The following is a 17,189-nucleotide window of genomic DNA, read 5'->3' as shown; positions in this document are numbered from 1 at the left end:
GGGGCGTTTCCTTGTTCTGGTTGATCGCGCGTTGCGGCTGTCGGCTCAGGAGCTGACGCCGAAGGAGGCAGCGATCTTCTGCTGCAGGGTCTGGGCGGTGAACGGCTTGATCACGTAGTTGGTGACGCCGGCCTCGCGCGCCTCGCGCACGTTCTCCACCTTCGATTCGGCGGTGACCATGATGAAGGGCAGGGACTTCAGGCGACGGTCCGACCGCACTTCCTTCAGGAACTCCAGGCCGGTCATCGGCTGCATGTTCCAGTCCGAGATGATCAGGTGGACTTCCTTGCGGCGCAGCGTGCGCAGTGCCGATTCGCCATCCTCGGCTTCCTCGATGTCACGGAAGCCGATCTCTTCCAGCTGGCTCCGGATGATCCGCCGCATGGTCTTGAAGTCGTCGACGACAAGAACGGACGGCACGAAATTCATGTTGGACATAGCAGGCCTTCCGACAGTCTGTGGTATTCGCGAACTCGCGTGCTGATACCTTTTTGTCGGATTTGCCTTAAAGAACCGTATACGGAACGAGGCCCCGCATCGTGGCGTTTCCGCGAAGTCCTTCGCATTTACTGAAGTTTAACCGCCCGGGCCGACCATACCGGCCAAACTATCAGCAATGCTGTCCGGCGTTCTGGCCGGCGAGGACACGCCAGATGGAATTCACCAGGTTCAACTTCGACAACAAGATCTTCTCGATTCCGGGTGCGTTCATATTCGGCAACGGCCATGACCGTGAGCCGATGCTGAGCGTCCAGATGGGCGACCTGAAGGCCGCGCTGCCCATTCCCGGCGTCTGCCGCGAGTTCGGAATCGAACAGGGCACGCCCGACCACAAGCTGCTGGAACTGGCGGCCAAGGCGCTGAACTACGTCAAGTACATCTCGCCGGGCGACCAGATCCCGAACGAGATCCTGAACGGGACCGCGTCCTGGGCGCTGGAAGACCACCATCTGGAATACGCGAAGAACCGTCTGCTGCTGTCGCTCGCCGCCTGGGCATCGGGCCAGTCGCTGAAGTCGAAGGATCCGGTGAAGATCTGCGAGATGCTGGAGTCGCCGGAAGTGAAGACCAACCTGCAGCAGGGCTTCGAGCGTGCGGCGACGGAACTGAAGCTCGAAGGCGGCCGCGAGGCAGTGATGGCGCTGGTCGACCAGGTGGCGCGGGAACGCGCCTATGTCGTCAGCCTGCGCGAATACTACCAGTGGATCCTGGCGCTGCCGAACAACCTGAAGCGGGCCCAGGCCATCTTCCGCGAAGACCGGCACAGCCTGGAAGTCGCCGTGCGCGTCTATCAGCTGGCCGCCATCACGGTGAAGGACTACCACAAGCGTTTCGACGCCTTCGACGCGCAGCTCGACGAGCCGCGTTCGGTGCTGCGGAACCTGCCGGCGACGATCGATTTCATCCGCGATACCCGAGACGACCTCCACCGCGATACGCTCTGGTGGAAGGACATCGAGGAAGAGTGGAAGGACCCGCCCTTCGGCAAGCCGAAGACGATGCGGAAGAACATCTCCGACATCTACGCCTTCCTCGCCCAGCACTTCATGCCCGAATAGGGGCCGATCGGGCCCGTGCGCCGGTTGACAGCGCACCCGGGCCCGACTACAAGCCGCCGCTCGGAATGTCAGAACAGGCCGCAGGGTCTTATTGCTCGTGCGCCGACGGAGACGATTGAAATGAAGGTCCTCAGCTCGCTGAAATCCGCCAAGACGCGCGACCGCAACTGCCGTGTCATCCGTCGCAAGGGACGCGTCTACGTGATCAACAAGCGCAACCCGCGCATGAAGGCGCGTCAGGGCTGACGTTGCGTCCGGCGGCCGCCGTGGGCGCGCCGGATACCGTGCTGTTCGACCTCGGCAACGTCCTGGTCGACTGGAATCCCCGACACCTCTACAGGAAGCTCTTCGCCGGACGTCCGCGCGAGATGGAGCACTTCCTGACCCATGTCTGCAATGCGGCGTGGAACGAACGCCACGATGCCGGCGTGCCCTTCGATGAGAATGTCGCCGAACTGGCCGCCCGCCACCCCTGGTACCGGACCGAGATCGAAGCCTTCTGGACCCGCTGGCCGGAGACCATGAAGGGCGAGATCGCCGGTTCCGTCGGTCTGCTGGAGCGGCTATCCGACGCAGGCGTCGCCGTCCACGCTCTGACGAACTGGTCCGCCGAGACCTTTCCCCACGCCGAGAATGCTTTCCCGTGGCTGGACCGCTTCGGTCATGTCGTCGTCTCGGGCCGCATCGGGATCAAGAAGCCGGATCCCGCGATCTTCCACCATGCCGCCGAAACCTGCCCGCTGGAGCCGTCGCGGACCCTGTTCGTCGACGATTCGGCGCGCAACATCGCCGCGGCGACTGATCTCGGTTTCCACGCGCATCACTTCCAGGGTCCGGGCGGACTGGAGGATTGCCTGAAAGGGCACGGTCTGTTGTAGGCTCGGCGACGGGGAACATGGGAGCCGATCCATGAAGATGCCGGAACCTGACAAGGCCGCTTTCGAGAAGCGCAGCGATCTGATCGCCGAATTCCGGTCCTTCCTGCCCGCCGACAGCGTCGTGGTCGACGAGGCGGCGCTGAAGGCCTTTGAATGTGACGGCCTGACGGCCTACCGCCAGCCGCCCATGATCGCCGTGCTGCCGGAGACGACGGAACAAGTCGCCCGTATCCTGAAGCTCTGCAAGGCGAACAACATCAAGGTTGTGCCTCGCGGCTCCGGCACTTCGCTGTCCGGCGGCGCATTGCCGCTGGCGGACGGCGTGCTGCTGGCGATGGGCAAGTTCAACCGCGTGCTGGATCTGGACTACGCCAACCGCGCCGCCGTGGTGCAGCCAGGCGTCACCAACCTCGCCATCAGCCAGGCGGTGGAGGCGGAAGGCTTCTACTACGCGCCCGATCCATCCAGCCAGATCGCCTGTTCCATCGGCGGCAATGTGGCGGAGAATTCCGGCGGCGTGCATTGCCTGAAATACGGCCTGACGACCAACAACATCCTTGGCCTGGAGATCGTCACCATCGACGGGGAGGTGATTCGCCTCGGCGGCAGGCATCTGGACGCGGACGGCTACGACCTGATCGGCGTGCTGACCGGTTCGGAGGGGCTGCTCGGCGTCGTGACCGAGGTGACGGTGCGGATTCTCCGGCAGCCGGAAGTCGCAAGGGGTCTGCTGGTGGGCTTCAACACCGTCGCGGAGGGCGGCGAATGCGTGGCGAAGATCATCGGCGCCGGGATCATTCCCGCCGGCATGGAGATGATGGACAAGCCCGCCATCCATGCGGCGGAGGCCTTCTGCAACGCCGGTTATCCGCTGGATGTCGAATCGCTGCTGATCATCGAGCTGGACGGCCCGGCGGCCGAGGTCGAACACCTGACCGAGATCGTCCGCGAGATCTGCGCCGGCTGCAATTCGGTGTCGGTCAAGGTCAGCGAATCCGAGGAAGAGCGGCTGAATTTCTGGGCCGGCCGCAAGGCCGCCTTCCCGGCGGTCGGGCGCATTTCGCCGGACTACTACTGCATGGACGGCACGATTCCGCGAAACCGGCTGCCCGAGGTGCTGGTCCGCATGAACGAGATGAGCGAGAAATACGGGCTGCGGGTCGCCAATGTCTTCCATGCAGGCGACGGCAATCTGCATCCGCTGATCCTCTACGACGCCAACGTGCCGGGCGAACTGGAGCGGGCGGAAGATTTCGGCAACGACATTCTCAAACTTTGCGTCGAGGTTGGCGGCGTACTGACCGGGGAGCACGGCGTGGGGGTCGAGAAGCGCGACCTGATGGGGGAGATGTTCACCGAGATCGACCTGAAGCAGCAACAGCGGCTGAAATGCGCCTTCGACCCCGACGGTCTGCTCAACCCCGGCAAGGTCTTTCCGACGCTGCACCGCTGCGCCGAACTCGGCCGCATGCACATCCACGGCGGCAAGATGCCCTTCCCCGACCTCCCGCGGTTCTGATGCCAGCGATCTCTGGCGCCATAGGCCGCGCACGCAAGCTGCGCGGGAATGCAACGGATGCAGAAAGGCGGCTTTGGCGGCAACTGCGCAATCGCCAGCGTTCCGGGGTGCGGTTCCGCCGTCAGCACCCGATCGGGCCCTACATTGCCGATTTCTGCTGTCTCGAAGCGAAGCTGGTGATTGAGCTGGACGGTGGTCAACATGCTGCCCAGGCGGTGCGAGACGAGGCCCGTACACGCTGGCTTGCCTCAGTCGGGTATCGTGTCATCCGGTTCTGGAACAATCAGGTGAACGAGAATCTCGAAGGCGTCATTTCTGAGATCGATTCCGCATTGGACGGAGCCGAACCTTGATGCTTGCCGCGAGATTCACCTCCCCCCTTGAGGGGGAGGTCGGTGCGCAGCACCGGGAGGGGGGTGAGGCCGAAGGCCATTTCGGCTTCGCCGATTCACCCCCACCCCGGCCCTCCCCCCTCAAGGGGGAGGGAGCTGGAGCGTTGCGCCTATGACTGGGGCCTTCAAGCCGTTGAACGAGGAACACCTGCGCGAGTGCGTGGCCTTTGCGGCTGCGGGCGGGGAGGCGCTGGATGTCACCGGGCTGGGTAGCAAGCGCGGGCTGGGGCGGCCCTCCGGGTCCGCGAAGGTCCTGGACCTGTCCGCATTCGCGGGCATCCGCCTCTACGAGCCCGAGGAACTGGTGATGACGGCAGGCGTGGCGACGCCGCTGGAGGAGATCGAGGCGGCGCTGGCCGCGAAGAACCAGTGCCTGATGTTCGAGCCGCCGCATCTGGGCCGGCTCTACGGCGCCGAGCCGGGTGGCGGCTCCATCGGTTCGGCCTTCGCCTGCAATCTGGGTGGGCCTCGGCGTTTCAAGGCCGGCGCGGCACGCGACCATCTGCTGGGCTTCCGCGGCGTTTCCGGGCGAGCCGAGATCTTCAAGTCCGGCGGCCGTGTGGTGAAGAATGTGACCGGCTACGACCTGTCGAAACTGGTCTGCGGCAGCCACGGGACGCTGGCGGCCCTGTCGGAGGTCACCTTCAAGGTGTTGCCGGCGCCGGAAAAGACCTGGACGGTGCTGGTCTTCGGCCTGTCGCTGGAAGCGGCTGTTGCCGCCATGTCCGAGGCCGCAGGTTCGCCGCACGAGGTTTCCGGCGTCTGTCATCTGCCCGGCGACGTCGCCGTGGAGTTGGAAGTCGATCTGGTCCGCGATCCGGAGACATCGGTCACGGCGTTCCGGGTCGAAGGTCCCGGGCCGTCGGTGGAGCACCGCGCCGGGGCGTTGAAGGCCGCCATGAGGGACCGCGGCGCGGTCGAGGAACTGCACAGCCATCGCTCGGGAGCCTTCTGGCGGGAAGTGCGCGACGTCCAGCCGCTGCTGAGACGCGACCGGCCGGTCTGGCGGGTGTCGTTGCCGCCGTCCGACAGCGGACGTTTCATCGGGGCGGTATCGGCGGTCCTGCCGGTCAGCGCCTTTCTGGACTGGGCCGGCGGGCTCGCCTGGCTGGCTGTCGACAAGGCGGACGACGGCGGCGCTGCCGTCATTCGCGCCGCGCTGGGCGAAGGACACGCCACGCTCTACCGCGGCAGTGACGCGCTTCGCGCATCGGTGCCGGTTTTCCAGCCGCAGCCGGACCCGGTCGCGGCGCTCACCCGGCGGATCAAGGAGGGCTTCGACCCGAAGGGCATTCTCAATCCCGGCCGCATGGTGGAGGGCGTCTGATGCAGACCTCCTTCAGTCTCGCGCAGCTGGCCGATCCGGCCATCGAACGCTCCAACGAGATCCTACGGTCCTGCGTGCATTGCGGCTTCTGCACCGCCACCTGTCCGACCTATGTGACGCTCGGCGACGAGCGCGACAGTCCGCGCGGCCGCATTTACATGATCCGGGAGATGCTGCAGGACGGCGGCGCGCCGGACCCGAACGTGGTCACCCATATCGACCGCTGTCTCTCGTGCCTCAGCTGCATGACCACGTGTCCGGCCAGCGTGCACTACATGCATCTGGTCGATCACGCCCGGGCCCATATCCAGGAGCATCACCGCCGCCCGATCATGGACCGGGCGCTGCGCCGCCTGCTGGCGATGCTGCTGCCCTATCCGAACCGGTTCCGCCTGGCGATGATCGCTGCGATGGCGGGCAAACCTTTCGCCGGTCTGTTCTCCGGGCGGCTGAAGGCCATGCTGGAACTGGCGCCAAAGGGACTGCCGTCGCCATCCGCCGTCGACCGGCCGCAGACCCACAAGTCGCAGGGCGCGCGGCGGAAGCGCGTGGCGCTGCTGACCGGCTGCGCGCAGCAGGTACTGAACCCGGCGATCAACGAGGCGACGGTGCGGCTGCTGACCCGGCTCGGCTGCGACGTCGTCGTGGCGAAGGGCGCCGGCTGCTGCGGGGCGCTGACCCATCACATGGGGATGGAGGATCAGGCCTTCGCCAGCGTGAAGGCGAATGTCGCCGCATGGTCGCGCGAGGCCGATGGCGAGGGTCTGGACGCCATCATCATCAACGCCTCCGGCTGCGGCACGACGGTCAAGGACTACGGCTTCATGCTGCGCAACGACCCGGCATGGGCCGAACGGGCGGCGAAGGTGTCGGCCCTGACGAAGGACGTGACCGAGTTCCTGACCGACCTGGAACTGCCCGAAGACGCTCGGGCGCCTGAGGATCTGGCCGTGACCTATCACTCGGCCTGTTCGCTGCGCCACGGCCAGAAGATCGTCGAGCCGCCCAAGGCCCTGCTGCGACAGGCCGGTTTCCGTGTTTCCGAACCGGCGGAGCCGCATCTCTGCTGCGGTTCGGCCGGCACATACAACCTCATGCAGCCGGAGATCGCGGCGCAACTGAAGGCCCGCAAGCTGGCCAACATCGAGCGCACGAAGCCCGACGTGATCGCCGCCGGCAATATCGGCTGCATGACCCAGATCGCCGATGGCGGCCCGGCGCCGGTCGTGCACACCGTCGAACTGCTCGACTGGGCCACGGGCGGCCCGAAGCCGGCTGCGCTGGGCTAACCCGTCTTCACGAACAGCTTCCGCACCATCGTCAGCATTTCGGCCCGGTAGGCCTCGTCGGACATGCCGCAGTCGCCTGTCATCTGCCGCCAGTTCTGGTAGCTCAACAGCGTCCAGAGCAGGTCCGTCGCCCGCTCCGGGGGCCAATCGGGGGCGAGATCGCCGTCGCGCGCCAGCGCCACGATCGCCGCCTCGCAGCCTTCCCGCATGTCCTGCATCCGTTTGCTCCAGGCCTCCCGCGCCTCCGCATCTGTCTCGGCCAGGGCGATCAGCGTGCGGGCGGAATTGTCGATCCGCGGCAGATAATGGCTCCAGGCCGTGACGAAGGCGTCGAGGCGCTCCCGGCCGGTCTTCGCGGCCCGGCTGGGCGCCAGTTTCGCCTCGGAGCCGGTGATCCGGTCCAGGTGCCGTGTGGTCTCGATCAACAACTCGGCTCTTGAGGCGAAATGCAGATAGAGGGCCTGGCGGCTGACGCCGGCCTTCCGGGCGATGTCGGACATGCGCAGCGCGCCGCCGGCTTCGAGCAGGCTGAGCGCCGCCTGCAGGATTCTCTCTCGGGTCGGGGAAGTATCGCTTGACATGGTGTCAAGATGCCCATATTTGACAGCGTGTCAATTGACACAGTGTCAAGTCAAGGGAGACAGATATGAAAGTGACGGTTTTCGGAGCCACGGGTCAGGTCGGACGGCAGGTCATCGCGCAGGCGCTGGCCGAGGGACATGCGGTGACCGCCTTTACCCGCGACGGCCGCAAGTTTCATCGCGAAGAGAAGGGATTCCGCGTCGTCGAAGGCGATGTGCTGGATCCGGCAGCGGTCCGTGCGGCGGTCGAAGGGGCCGATGCGGTGATCTGCGCCCTGGGCGTGCCGCTCATGAACGCCAGCGGTCTCAGGGCCCGCGGCACCCGGACCATCATTGCCGCCATGCAGTCGGCCGGGGTGAAGCGCCTGATCTGCCTGTCCTCGCTCGGCGTGGGCGACAGCCGGCGCCGGATGCCCCTCTTTCACCGCATGGTGGTGTTCCCGCTGGTGCTCCGGCGGGTGCTGGCGGACCACACGGTTCAGGAGGCCGCGGTCCGGGAAAGCGGGCTGGACTGGACCATCGTGCGGCCCGGCCATTTTCTGGACGGCGGACTGACCGGCTACTACCGCCATGGCGAAGCGGTGCTGCGGAACCCGGGCAAGGCGGGCATTTCACACGCGGACGTTGCAGATTTCCTCGTGCGTCAGGTTGCGGACGCGGAATACATGAACCAGGCGCCGGCGGTCTCGTACTGATGAGCCGGCCCACGAACCGGATACAGGGTTGCCGAAACGGCATCTCTGTATCCGGTTCAACTTTGTTGGGAATTGAATATACTTTTGTTGCCGGAATGAGTTCCGGTTCAGCTTTCCTTAAGGGAACGGGCCGTAAGAATCGCCCATGTTGGAACGGATATCGGAATTCCTTCTGTCGGTCGGGGGCTACACGCCACACGGGTACTGCCTCGCCTGGAATCCGCCTGTTCTGTATACCCACATCGTTTCCGACCTGCTGATCTTTGCCTCCTACACGGCGATCCCCGTAGCGATGCTGGTCTTCTGGCGGAAGCGCACGGATCTGGGGCAGTTCAAGCCCGCGCTGGCGCTCTTCTTCACCTTCATCCTGTTCTGCGGCCTCACACATCTGGTCGCCGTGATAACCCTCTGGTACCCGGTCTACGGTCTTCAGGGCGCCGTCAAGGCGGTGACCGCCGTGGTCTCCCTGGGCACGGCAATCGTCGTCTGGCCGCTGCTGCCGAAGCTTCTCGCCATTCCGGCGCCCTCGGAACTCGAGACTGTCAACGCCAGCCTGCGCACCGAGATCGAACAGCGGCGTCATGCGGAAGAACAGTTGCGGGTCGCGCTGGATGAACGCGAGAACGAAATCCGCCGGCGCACGGCCGATCTGGCGATATCCGAGGCCCGGTTCAGGGCCTTCGCCGCGGTCTCGGCCGACTGGTTCTGGGAGACCGATGCTGACGGTCTCGTCACTCATGTCAGCGAGAAACTCGGCGAGCTGACAGGCATTCCCCAGGAAGAGTGGATTTCGAGCAATCCGATCTCGGTCCTCTCGAAGCTTTCTGATCCCGAGACAACCCTTGCGTTCAAGGGTCTTGTGTCCAGGCGGGAGCAGTTCCGTGGCTTCGGCATCTGGGCGGACTTCCCGACCGGAAGGCGCCACTTCACAATCAGCGGCGAGCCAGTATACGCCATTGACGGCGCGTTCAAGGGCTACAGGGGCGTCGGGGCCGACACGACGGAGCGCGAGGAATCGCAGCAACGGATTGCGCGCCTCAACGAACGGTTCCGGCTCAGCATCGAAGCGGCGCCGAATGCCATGATCATGGTCGACAGCCTTGGTCGGATCGCCATGGTCAACCGGCAGGCGGAGCTCATGTTCGGCTACGTCAGGGAGGAAATGCTCGGCAACTCCGTCCACATGCTCCTGCCCGAACGACTTCGGGAGAAGCATCGGCGTCTGATGTCACAATACATGGCCAAACCCGAGCAACGCTCCATGGGGCTGAACTCCGAACTCACCTGCCGTCACCACAGCGGGCGCGAAATTCCGGTCGAGATCGGCCTCAACCCGGTCGTCGCCGACGATGGCGATTATGTCATCGCCTCGATCATCGACATGAGCGAGCATCGGCGGGCGAACGAGGAGATTCGGCAGGCCCGCGAGGCGGCCGAGCGGGCCAGCCGCGCCAAGTCGGCCTTCCTCGCCAACATGAGCCACGAACTCCGCACCCCACTGAACGCCATCCTCGGCTTCTCGGAAGCCCTGAAGGTGAACATGTTCGGCCCGGTGGGCAGCGACAAGAATCAGGAATATGTCGATGACATCCATTCTGCTGCTGGCCACCTGAAGTCGCTCATATCGAACGTGCTCGATCTCTCGCGCATCGAAGCGGGCAAGGAAGCCGTGGACCTCTCGGTATTCGACGTTGCCGAGGCAATCGACGATTGCATCACAATGGTCGGCGGCCTCGCACAGCGCCGGGACATCAGGGTCGTTGACCTGGCCGTCCGCGGCACCGAGGTGTGTGTCGACAGGCGGCACCTGCTGCAGGTCCTGATCAATGTGACCGGCAACGCGATCAAGTACTCGAATCCGGGCGGAACCGTTGAGCTCTCGCTGGATACATTGGGCGACGAGATCGCAGTGATCCAGATTTCCGATGACGGTCCGGGCATTCCGCCCGAGGACATTTCCAGGGCGCTGTCCGCGTTCGAACGTCTTGGCGGAATCTACGAAGCGGACAACGGCGGGACAGGCCTTGGCCTGCCGATCTCCGTTCAATTGATGGAAATGAACGGTGGATCGCTGGAACTCGTCAGCGAACCCGGAAAGGGCACGACGGTAAGCCTGTCGATGCCCGTCGCCGGCGAGGGCGACCAGCAGAAATCTGGCACCATCGTCGATTTCCCGGACCTGCGCTGCTAGGGGACGTCCCGCGGCCGTCAGGCCGCGGCGTTGACCTCGATGCCGTTCTGGCGGAAGAGCTCTTCCAGCTCACCGCTCTCGGCCATCTCGCGGACGATGTCGCAGCCACCGACGAACTCGCCCTTCACATAGAGCTGCGGGATCGTCGGCCAGTCGGAGTATTCCTTGATGCCCTGGCGGATTTCCATGTCCTCCAGAACATTCATCGAGCCGAACTTGACCCCGAAATAGCTGAGGATCTGGACCGTCGCCGCGGAGAAGCCGCACTGCGGAAAGACGGGCGTGCCTTTCATGAAGAGCATCACGTCGTTGGCCTTCACGGCTTCGTCGATACGATCCTGGGTCACCTGATCCATATTCAATCTCCTGTTGCGGCGCCGGTCAGGCCGGGGCCGATGTCTGCAGGGCCAGGGCGTGCAGTTCGCCGCCCATGCGCCCGCGCAGCGCCTTGTAGACCATCTGGTGCTGCTGCACCCGCGACTTGCCTTCGAAGGCCGAGGAGATGACGTGCGCGGAGTAGTGATCGCCGTCCCCCGCAAGGTCCGTGATCGTTACCTGCGCGTCCGGCAGGGCCTCCCGGATGAGGCTTTCGATGTCGCCCGGGTCCATTGCCATCTCGTCTCTCCCTTCAGGCCACGGCCGCCGAGGCGGCGCTGTTGGCCATCCAGGCGGGAAGCGTGGTCTCGTGAGCCCTCCGCAAATCGGCGACGGATATGGTGAAGAGCCCTGTGACTGTCAACTCGGCCCCACCGCTCTCGCCGATCTCCGTGGCAGGGACGCCAGCTGCGGCCGCGCGATCGAGAACGCCGACCGCATCGGCTGCCGCAATCACGTATCGTGCCTGATCCTCACCGAAGAGAAAAGCGTGCGCCTCGGCGGTCGGTTCCGGCAGCGTCACGGTGGCGCCGCGGTCCCCGGCGATGCACATGTCGGCCAGCGCCAGGGCCAGTCCGCCATCCGAGAGATCGTGGCAGGCGGCGACGGTGCCGTCCTGGATCAGGCCACGGACGAAGTCGCCGTTGCGGCGCTCGGCCGTGAGGTCGACCGCCGGCGGCGCACCCTCTTCGCGGCCAAGAATTTCGCGCAGATAGAGGCTCTGTCCCAGATGTCCCGCCGTGTCGCCGATCAGGATCAGGCTGAGCCCGTCGCCGGGCAGGGCGACCTTCACCATCTTCGACCAGTCCTTCAGCAGTCCGACGCCGCCGATCGCCGGCGTCGGCAGGATGCCCTTGCCGTTGGTCTCGTTGTAAAGCGAGACATTGCCCGAGATGACCGGATAGTCGAGGGCGCGGCAGGCCATGCCCATGCCCTGGATGCAGCCGGCGAACTGACCCATGATCTCGGGGCGTTCGGGATTGCCGAAGTTCAGGCAGTCGGTGATCGCCAGCGGCGTCGCGCCGACGGCGGTGATATTGCGCCAGGTCTCGGCCACCGCCTGCTTGCCGCCTTCGACCGGATCGGCGAAGCAGTAGCGCGGCGTGACGTCGGTCGAGATCGCCAGCGCCTTCCCGGTGCCGTGGACGCGGACCACGGCGGCGTCGCCGCCCGGCTTCTGGATGGTGTCGGCCATGACCGAATGGTCGTACTGCTCGAAGATCCAGCGCCGGCTGGCGGTGTCGAATCCGCCGACCAGCTTCAGCACGGCGTCGCCATAGTCGTTCGGTGGCGGCGCGTCTGCCGGGTCCAGCGCCACCGGCGCCGGGGTCTCGGTCCAGGGCCGGTCGTAGGACGGCGCATCGTCCACCAGCGGACGGACCGGGATGTCGCCGACCGTCTCGCCGCCCTGGGTCAGCGTGAAGCGGCCGGTGTCGGTAAGCTTTCCGACGACAGCGAATTCGACGCCCCACTTCTCGAAGATGGCGCGGGCCTGGTCCTCGCGGCCCGGCTTCAGCACCATCAGCATCCGTTCCTGGCTTTCGGACAGCATGATCTCGTAGGCGTTCATGCCGTCTTCCCGCTGCGGCACGGCATCGAGGTCGAGTTCCAGCCCGACGCCGCCCTTGTCGGCCATCTCGACGGACGAACAGGTCAGTCCCGCCGCGCCCATGTCCTGAATGGCGACGATGGCGTCGGTCGCCATAAGCTCCAGACAGGCTTCCAGCAGCAGCTTTTCGGTGAACGGATCGCCGACCTGGACGGTCGGGCGCTTCTCGTGGCTGTCGTCGTCGAACTCGGCCGAGGCCATGGTCGCGCCGTGGATGCCGTCGCGGCCGGTGCGGCTGCCGACATAGACGACGGGGTTTCCGACGCCGGCGGCCGCGGAATAGAAGATCCGGTCCGCCTTCGCCGTGCCCACGCACATGGCGTTGACCAGGATGTTGCCGTTGTAGGCCGGGTGGAAGTTCACCTCGCCGCCGACCGTCGGCACGCCCATGCAGTTGCCATAGCCGCCGATGCCTGCGACCACGCCCGACACCAGACGGCGGGTCTTCGGATGATCCGGGCTGCCGAAGCGCAGCGCGTTCATGTTCGCCACCGGCCGCGCGCCCATGGTGAAGATGTCGCGCATGATGCCGCCGACGCCGGTCGCCGCGCCCTGGTAGGGCTCGATGAAGGACGGATGGTTGTGGCTCTCCATCTTGAAGATGGCGGCGTCGCCGTCGCCGATATCGATGATGCCGGCATTCTCGCCCGGGCCGCAGATGACCCAGGGCGCCTCGGTCGGCAGCGTTTTCAGCCAGACCTTGGACGACTTGTAGGAACAGTGCTCCGACCACATCACCGAGAAAATGCCCAGTTCGGTAATGTTGGGCTCGCGGCCCATGGCCGAGACGACGCGGTCGTATTCCTCCGGCGTCAGGCCGTGCTCGGCGACGATTTCCGGAGTGATCTCGATCTCGTTCGGGCGCGCGGTCATGCCAGCGCCTCCAGCGCGGACTGGAACATCGCCTTGCCGTCGGTGCCGCCCAGCGCCGGATCGGCGGCGCGCTCGGGGTGCGGCATCAGGCCAAGGACACGGCGGTTTTCGGAAACGATGCCCGCGATGTCGCGGATCGAACCGTTCGGGTTGTCGTTGGCGTAGCGGAAGACGACGCGGTTCTCCCCCTCCAGCCGTTCCAGCGTGGCCTCGTCGGCGAAGTAGTTGCCGTCGTGATGGGCCACCGGAATGGAGACCTGCTGGCCGGCGGCGTACTTGCCGGTGAAGACTGTGTCCGTCGCCTCGACCGTCATGGCGACGGGGCGGCAGACAAACTTGCCGGAGGCGTTGTTCATCAGCACGCCCGGCAGCAGCCCGGCCTCGCAGGCGACCTGGAAGCCGTTGCAGATGGCCAGCACGGCGCCGCCGGCCTCGGCGTGGCGCACGACGGCCTTCATGATCGGGCTGAGCGCGCTGATCGCGCCGCAGCGGAGGTAGTCGCCATAGGAAAAGCCGCCGGGCAGGACGACCAGGTCCTGCTTCGGCATGTCGCTGTCGCCGTGCCAGATCATGGCCGGCTCACGGCCCGTGGTCTGGCGCAGAGCGACCTGAACGTCCCGGTCGCAGTTGGATCCGGGGAAGACGATGACCGCAGCCTTCATGGCGCTACCCGACAATTTCGATCTGGTAGTTCTCGATCACCGTATTGGCGAGCAGCCGTTCGCACATGCTCTTCAGCTCCGCCTCGGCGGCGCCGGCATCGGCGCCCTTCAGTTCGATCTCGAAGAGCTTGCCCTGGCGGACCCCCTCGACGCCGTCATGGCCCAGGCTGTGAAGGGCGGTCTCGATCGCCTTGCCCTGCGGGTCCAGAACGCCGTTCTTCAGCGTCACGAATATGCGCGCCTGCATCGGAGCCGGTTCTCCTTCGCGTTGGTGTCTTGTCAGTGGACCAGCTTGGGTCCGGTGAATTCGCCGCTGCTCTCGGACAGCACGCCCAGCCGGCGCGCGACCTCGCGGTAGGCCTCCTCGACGTCGCCCATGTCCCTGCGGAAGCGGTCCTTGTCCATCTTCTCGTTGGTGTCGACGTCCCAGAGGCGGCAGGAATCGGGGCTGATCTCGTCGGCCAGGATGATGCGCATGACGTCATTGTCCCAGACCCGGCCGAACTCGATCTTGAAGTCGACCAGCTTGATGCCGATGCCCAGGAACAGGCCGCACATGAAGTCGTTGATGCGGATGGTCTGCTGCACGATGTCGTCCAGCTCCGGCGGGGTGGCCCAGCCGAAGGCGGTGATGTGTTCCTCGGTCACCAGCGGATCGCCCAGCTCGTCGTTCTTGTAGCAGAACTCGATGATCGAGCGCGGCAGGGGCGTCCCTTCCTCCATCTTGAAGCGCTGCGCGAAGCTGCCGGCGGCGAGATTGCGGACGATGACCTCCAGCGGGACGATCTCCGCCTGGCGCACCAGCTGCTCGCGCATGTTCAGGCGGCGGATGAAGTGGGTCTGCACGCCGATCTGGTTCAGCCGCGTCATGATGTATTCGCTGATGCGGTTGTTCAGCACGCCCTTGCCGGTGATCGTGCCCTTCTTCTGATTGTTGAAGGCGGTGGCGTCGTCCTTGAAGTACTGCACCAGGGTGCCCGGCTCGGGACCCTCGAAGAGGATCTTCGCCTTGCCTTCGTAAAGCTGTCTGCGGCGGGCCATCGGAGTTGCCTCATCCTGAGCGCCTTTACAGATGGCGCTGAAGTGCGGGAAGGCGGGGACGGTCAGGCACGACCCCCGCGTGAGGCGCGGAACATACAGCGCAAGGGCCCCGAGGGCAATGCGGGCACGAGGGCCCAATTTGCCGCGGATGTCACGCTCACGGCCATCTCCGATTGCCTCTACCGCAGCGTAGGGGTATGACACCGGCAGGTCAGATTTGGGCGGGCGCGGAGCGCCTGCGGCAGCTTCAAACGGGAGTTTCTCCATGGCTGGATTCGACGATCGCAAGAAGGCGGCAGAGACCAAGTTCGCGCTCGACGGGGAAAAGGAATTCAAGGCTCAGGCCCGCCGCAACAAGTTGCTGGGCCTGTGGCTGGCCGAACAGATGGGCATGAGCGGCGCCGACGCCGACGCCTACGCCAAGCAGGTCATTGCCTCCGACTTCGAGGAGCCGGGCGACGAGGACGTGTTCCGCAAGGTCTGGGCCGACGTCCAGGAGTACAAGCTGGACATCTCCGAACACCGGCTGCGCCGGCACATGCAGGAGTTTCTGGAAGAGGCGCGGGCCCAGGTCGCGCAGGAGTAGCGTAGACTTCCGCCCTTTGCTCGCCAGGGGCGTTCAGAGGTGTGGTGCATTTGTAACACGAGGCGCGTCCGCCGCGAAATTGCATGCAGTGGCGCTTGTCGTTGTCTTCGCGGCTACAGTATGTTGCGGATTAATCAGGATGATTTGCGCCCCGGTGGTTGAGGGGTGGCGTGGACCGTCCGGGCGGATTGACGGGGTGATTGGTATGCTGAAAGTCGCTAGAGGGCTGGGCCTGACGGCCGCGGTCTGTGCGTCGGTAATGGCGTCCAACGCGGTTCACGCCGAGCCGATGGATGAGGCGGTGCAGGCGCTTGTGGATCAGCATCCGCAGATTCTTGCGGCGCGTCAGGCGCTCGAGGCGGCACGGCAGAACCTGAAGCGGGAGCGGGCTCCCTTGTTGCCGCAGGTGAATGTCACTGCAGGCGCGGGCTTCGAACACACCAATTCGCTGGCCACTCGGCAGGCGGGCCTGGAGAACGAACAGCTCTTCGCCACCAACGCCACCCTCGAAGTCCGCCAGAACCTCTTCAACGGCTTCGCCACCTATGCCGGGATGAACAGCGCCAAGGCGCTGATCCGCGCCTCCGACGAGACCCTCACGGCCGTCAGCCAGAACATCGTCCTGGAAGGTGTCACCGCCTATCTGAACGTGCTGCGCAACCGCGAACTGGTCCGGCTGAACACCGGCAACGAGCGGGCGATCCGCGAGCAGCTGGAACTGGAAGACGAGCGCGTGTCCCGCGGCTCCGGCATCAGCGTCGACGTGCTGCTGGCCAAGTCCCGGCTGCAGATCGCCAGGGAACAGAGCCTGGCCTTCGATGGCGCGTTCAAGGATTCGCTTTCGACCTACCGTCAGGTCTTCGGCGGCCCTCCCGAGCTCGACCAGATGACGGCGCTGGCGCCGACGCCGGCCATGCTTCCGGAATCGCAGGAAGCGGCCGCAAAGAAGATCGAGAAGGACAACCCGATCATCCGGATCGCCTACGCCCAGGCCGATTCGGCCAAGGCCGAGCGCCGCCGCGCCCAGTCCGGCTACTATCCGGTGCTGGATCTGGTCGGTTCCGCGAACATCGAGAACAACCTGGCCGGCGTCGAGGATGTGCGCCGTGACTTCTCCATCAAGCTGGAAGCCACCTGGGCATTGTTCGACGGCCTGCTGACCCCGGCCAACACGGCCGAAGCCGGCGCGCGCTATCAGGAAGCCATCCAGAGCGGCCGCGACGTCACGCGCCGGACCATCGAGTTGATGGAAATCTCCTGGCACGAAATGGAAGTCGCGCGCGAGCGGGCGAACCTGCTCCGGAACGCCATGAATATTGCCGGTGAGGTATTCCAGTCCCGCGTCGAACTGAGAGAAGCCGGAAAAGAGACGGCCATCAATGTTCTGGACGCAGAAAACGAGCTTTATTCGGCATGCATTAACTTCGTGAACGCATTCTACGATTCACAGATCGCAGCGTTCCGGGTTTTGAATACACTCGGCCAGCTGGACGCGCAGACGGTTGCGCAATCCCAGCCGGTCGAGGAGTCGGCAGTCGTCGGCCAGTGCGGGTTCTCGGCAGCGGGGGACGGGAGCTACCGCGCGGAATAGTGTTAAGGGCGTGACGCTTGC

Annotated in this window: 19 protein-coding genes; 11 read left to right on the top strand and 8 right to left on the bottom strand. The window is 65.2% G+C overall.

Annotated features, from left to right (window positions below; all coding sequences use genetic code 11):
• Positions 1-45: 45 nt before the first annotated feature.
• Positions 46-438, bottom strand: a complete 393-nt coding sequence (locus ACMVY4_RS00865) for a response regulator (RefSeq protein ID WP_416898325.1) — start codon at positions 436-438, stop codon at positions 46-48.
• Between the two features lie 215 nt (positions 439-653).
• Here ACMVY4_RS00865 and ACMVY4_RS00860 point away from each other — a divergent pair, with 215 nt between their 5' ends.
• The 7 genes from ACMVY4_RS00860 to glcF all read left to right on the top strand — a co-directional run bounded on the left by ACMVY4_RS00860 (position 654) and on the right by glcF (position 6,964).
• On the top strand, positions 654-1,559 hold the full coding sequence (locus ACMVY4_RS00860; protein WP_416898324.1) for a hypothetical protein: 906 nt from the start codon (positions 654-656) through the stop codon (positions 1,557-1,559).
• A 120-nt stretch (positions 1,560-1,679) separates the two neighbouring features.
• Positions 1,680-1,805 (top strand): type B 50S ribosomal protein L36, encoded by a 126-nt coding sequence (gene ykgO, locus ACMVY4_RS00855; RefSeq protein WP_416898323.1) that lies wholly within the window; start codon positions 1,680-1,682, stop codon positions 1,803-1,805.
• 20 nt (positions 1,806-1,825) lie between these two features.
• The gene (locus ACMVY4_RS00850; RefSeq protein ID WP_416898322.1) at positions 1,826-2,437 is read left to right on the top strand and encodes an HAD family hydrolase; all 612 of its coding nucleotides are present in this window, start codon (positions 1,826-1,828) and stop codon (positions 2,435-2,437) included.
• Between the two features lie 31 nt (positions 2,438-2,468).
• Positions 2,469-3,956 carry an FAD-linked oxidase C-terminal domain-containing protein gene (locus ACMVY4_RS00845; RefSeq protein ID WP_416898321.1) on the top strand — a complete coding sequence of 496 codons (1,488 nt, stop codon included), beginning with the start codon at positions 2,469-2,471 and terminating at the stop codon, positions 3,954-3,956.
• Entirely contained in the window at positions 3,956-4,309 is a 354-nt protein-coding gene (locus ACMVY4_RS00840; protein WP_416898320.1) for an endonuclease domain-containing protein, read from the top strand. Before ACMVY4_RS00845 ends, ACMVY4_RS00840 begins: the two co-directional genes overlap by 1 nt.
• 151 nt (positions 4,310-4,460) lie before the next feature.
• Entirely contained in the window at positions 4,461-5,675 is a 1,215-nt protein-coding gene (locus ACMVY4_RS00835; protein ID WP_416898319.1) for an FAD-binding protein, read from the top strand.
• Positions 5,675-6,964, top strand: a complete 1,290-nt coding sequence (gene glcF, locus ACMVY4_RS00830) for a glycolate oxidase subunit GlcF (RefSeq protein WP_416898318.1) — start codon at positions 5,675-5,677, stop codon at positions 6,962-6,964. The genes ACMVY4_RS00835 and glcF overlap by 1 nt, the downstream gene beginning before the upstream one ends.
• Here glcF and ACMVY4_RS00825 read toward each other — a convergent pair.
• Positions 6,961-7,545 (bottom strand): TetR/AcrR family transcriptional regulator, encoded by a 585-nt coding sequence (locus tag ACMVY4_RS00825; RefSeq protein WP_416898317.1) that lies wholly within the window; start codon positions 7,543-7,545, stop codon positions 6,961-6,963. The genes glcF and ACMVY4_RS00825 overlap by 4 nt on opposite strands.
• Positions 7,546-7,610: 65 nt before the next feature.
• Here ACMVY4_RS00825 and ACMVY4_RS00820 point away from each other — a divergent pair, with 65 nt between their 5' ends.
• Positions 7,611-8,240 (top strand): NAD(P)-dependent oxidoreductase, encoded by a 630-nt coding sequence (locus tag ACMVY4_RS00820; protein ID WP_416898316.1) that lies wholly within the window; start codon positions 7,611-7,613, stop codon positions 8,238-8,240.
• A gap of 145 nt (positions 8,241-8,385) precedes the next feature.
• Positions 8,386-10,431 carry a PAS domain S-box protein gene (locus ACMVY4_RS00815; RefSeq protein ID WP_416898315.1) on the top strand — a complete coding sequence of 682 codons (2,046 nt, stop codon included), beginning with the start codon at positions 8,386-8,388 and terminating at the stop codon, positions 10,429-10,431.
• Positions 10,432-10,448: 17 nt separating this feature from the next.
• Here the strand turns inward: ACMVY4_RS00815 and grxD are convergent, their stop codons facing one another.
• From grxD to purC, 6 genes are read right to left on the bottom strand one after another with little or no spacing between them, the layout of a single operon-like run.
• Positions 10,449-10,787: a Grx4 family monothiol glutaredoxin gene (grxD, locus tag ACMVY4_RS00810; protein WP_416898314.1), complete on the bottom strand. Its 339-nt coding sequence runs from the start codon at positions 10,785-10,787 to the stop codon at positions 10,449-10,451.
• 25 nt (positions 10,788-10,812) lie between these two features.
• Positions 10,813-11,046, bottom strand: a complete 234-nt coding sequence (locus ACMVY4_RS00805) for a BolA family protein (protein WP_416898313.1) — start codon at positions 11,044-11,046, stop codon at positions 10,813-10,815.
• A gap of 13 nt (positions 11,047-11,059) precedes the next feature.
• Positions 11,060-13,288 (bottom strand): phosphoribosylformylglycinamidine synthase subunit PurL, encoded by a 2,229-nt coding sequence (gene purL, locus ACMVY4_RS00800; protein WP_416898312.1) that lies wholly within the window; start codon positions 13,286-13,288, stop codon positions 11,060-11,062.
• Positions 13,285-13,950: a phosphoribosylformylglycinamidine synthase subunit PurQ gene (gene purQ / locus ACMVY4_RS00795; protein WP_416898311.1), complete on the bottom strand. Its 666-nt coding sequence runs from the start codon at positions 13,948-13,950 to the stop codon at positions 13,285-13,287. The genes purL and purQ overlap by 4 nt, the downstream gene beginning before the upstream one ends.
• A 4-nt stretch (positions 13,951-13,954) precedes the next feature.
• Entirely contained in the window at positions 13,955-14,197 is a 243-nt protein-coding gene (purS, locus tag ACMVY4_RS00790; RefSeq protein ID WP_416898310.1) for a phosphoribosylformylglycinamidine synthase subunit PurS, read from the bottom strand.
• Between the two features lie 32 nt (positions 14,198-14,229).
• Complete coding sequence (gene purC / locus ACMVY4_RS00785) at positions 14,230-14,991, bottom strand: phosphoribosylaminoimidazolesuccinocarboxamide synthase (RefSeq protein ID WP_416898309.1); 762 nt, start codon at positions 14,989-14,991, stop codon at positions 14,230-14,232.
• Between the two features lie 265 nt (positions 14,992-15,256).
• Here purC and ACMVY4_RS00780 point away from each other — a divergent pair, with 265 nt between their 5' ends.
• Together ACMVY4_RS00780 and ACMVY4_RS00775 are read left to right on the top strand one after the other, a co-directional pair.
• Entirely contained in the window at positions 15,257-15,577 is a 321-nt protein-coding gene (locus tag ACMVY4_RS00780; RefSeq protein WP_416898308.1) for a DUF1476 domain-containing protein, read from the top strand.
• Positions 15,578-15,593: 16 nt separating this feature from the next.
• Complete coding sequence (locus tag ACMVY4_RS00775) at positions 15,594-17,168, top strand: TolC family protein (protein ID WP_416898307.1); 1,575 nt, start codon at positions 15,594-15,596, stop codon at positions 17,166-17,168.
• Positions 17,169-17,189: the final 21 nt, after the last annotated feature.

This window comes from Minwuia sp. (assembly GCF_048007105.1).
Lineage (GTDB): Bacteria > Pseudomonadota > Alphaproteobacteria > Minwuiales > Minwuiaceae > Minwuia.
The sequence above is the reverse complement of the archived record's forward strand: the minus strand, read 5'-3'. Positions and strand labels throughout refer to the sequence as shown.

What these genes read in the sequence shown, in the direction of transcription:
- ACMVY4_RS00865 (WP_416898325.1), bottom strand. Translation starts at nt 438, where the DNA reads ATGTCCAACATGAATTTCGTGCCGTCCGTTCTTGTCGTCGACGACTTC.
- ACMVY4_RS00860 (WP_416898324.1), top strand. Translation starts at nt 654, where the DNA reads ATGGAATTCACCAGGTTCAACTTCGACAACAAGATCTTCTCGATTCCG.
- ykgO (WP_416898323.1), top strand. Translation starts at nt 1,680, where the DNA reads ATGAAGGTCCTCAGCTCGCTGAAATCCGCCAAGACGCGCGACCGCAAC.
- ACMVY4_RS00845 (WP_416898321.1), top strand. Translation starts at nt 2,469, where the DNA reads ATGAAGATGCCGGAACCTGACAAGGCCGCTTTCGAGAAGCGCAGCGAT.
- ACMVY4_RS00840 (WP_416898320.1), top strand. Translation starts at nt 3,956, where the DNA reads ATGCCAGCGATCTCTGGCGCCATAGGCCGCGCACGCAAGCTGCGCGGG.
- ACMVY4_RS00835 (WP_416898319.1), top strand. Translation starts at nt 4,461, where the DNA reads ATGACTGGGGCCTTCAAGCCGTTGAACGAGGAACACCTGCGCGAGTGC.
- glcF (WP_416898318.1), top strand. Translation starts at nt 5,675, where the DNA reads ATGCAGACCTCCTTCAGTCTCGCGCAGCTGGCCGATCCGGCCATCGAA.
- ACMVY4_RS00825 (WP_416898317.1), bottom strand. Translation starts at nt 7,545, where the DNA reads ATGTCAAGCGATACTTCCCCGACCCGAGAGAGAATCCTGCAGGCGGCG.
- ACMVY4_RS00820 (WP_416898316.1), top strand. Translation starts at nt 7,611, where the DNA reads ATGAAAGTGACGGTTTTCGGAGCCACGGGTCAGGTCGGACGGCAGGTC.
- ACMVY4_RS00815 (WP_416898315.1), top strand. Translation starts at nt 8,386, where the DNA reads ATGTTGGAACGGATATCGGAATTCCTTCTGTCGGTCGGGGGCTACACG.
- grxD (WP_416898314.1), bottom strand. Translation starts at nt 10,787, where the DNA reads ATGGATCAGGTGACCCAGGATCGTATCGACGAAGCCGTGAAGGCCAAC.
- ACMVY4_RS00805 (WP_416898313.1), bottom strand. Translation starts at nt 11,046, where the DNA reads ATGGCAATGGACCCGGGCGACATCGAAAGCCTCATCCGGGAGGCCCTG.
- purL (WP_416898312.1), bottom strand. Translation starts at nt 13,288, where the DNA reads ATGACCGCGCGCCCGAACGAGATCGAGATCACTCCGGAAATCGTCGCC.
- purQ (WP_416898311.1), bottom strand. Translation starts at nt 13,950, where the DNA reads ATGAAGGCTGCGGTCATCGTCTTCCCCGGATCCAACTGCGACCGGGAC.
- purS (WP_416898310.1), bottom strand. Translation starts at nt 14,197, where the DNA reads ATGCAGGCGCGCATATTCGTGACGCTGAAGAACGGCGTTCTGGACCCG.
- purC (WP_416898309.1), bottom strand. Translation starts at nt 14,991, where the DNA reads ATGGCCCGCCGCAGACAGCTTTACGAAGGCAAGGCGAAGATCCTCTTC.
- ACMVY4_RS00780 (WP_416898308.1), top strand. Translation starts at nt 15,257, where the DNA reads ATGGCTGGATTCGACGATCGCAAGAAGGCGGCAGAGACCAAGTTCGCG.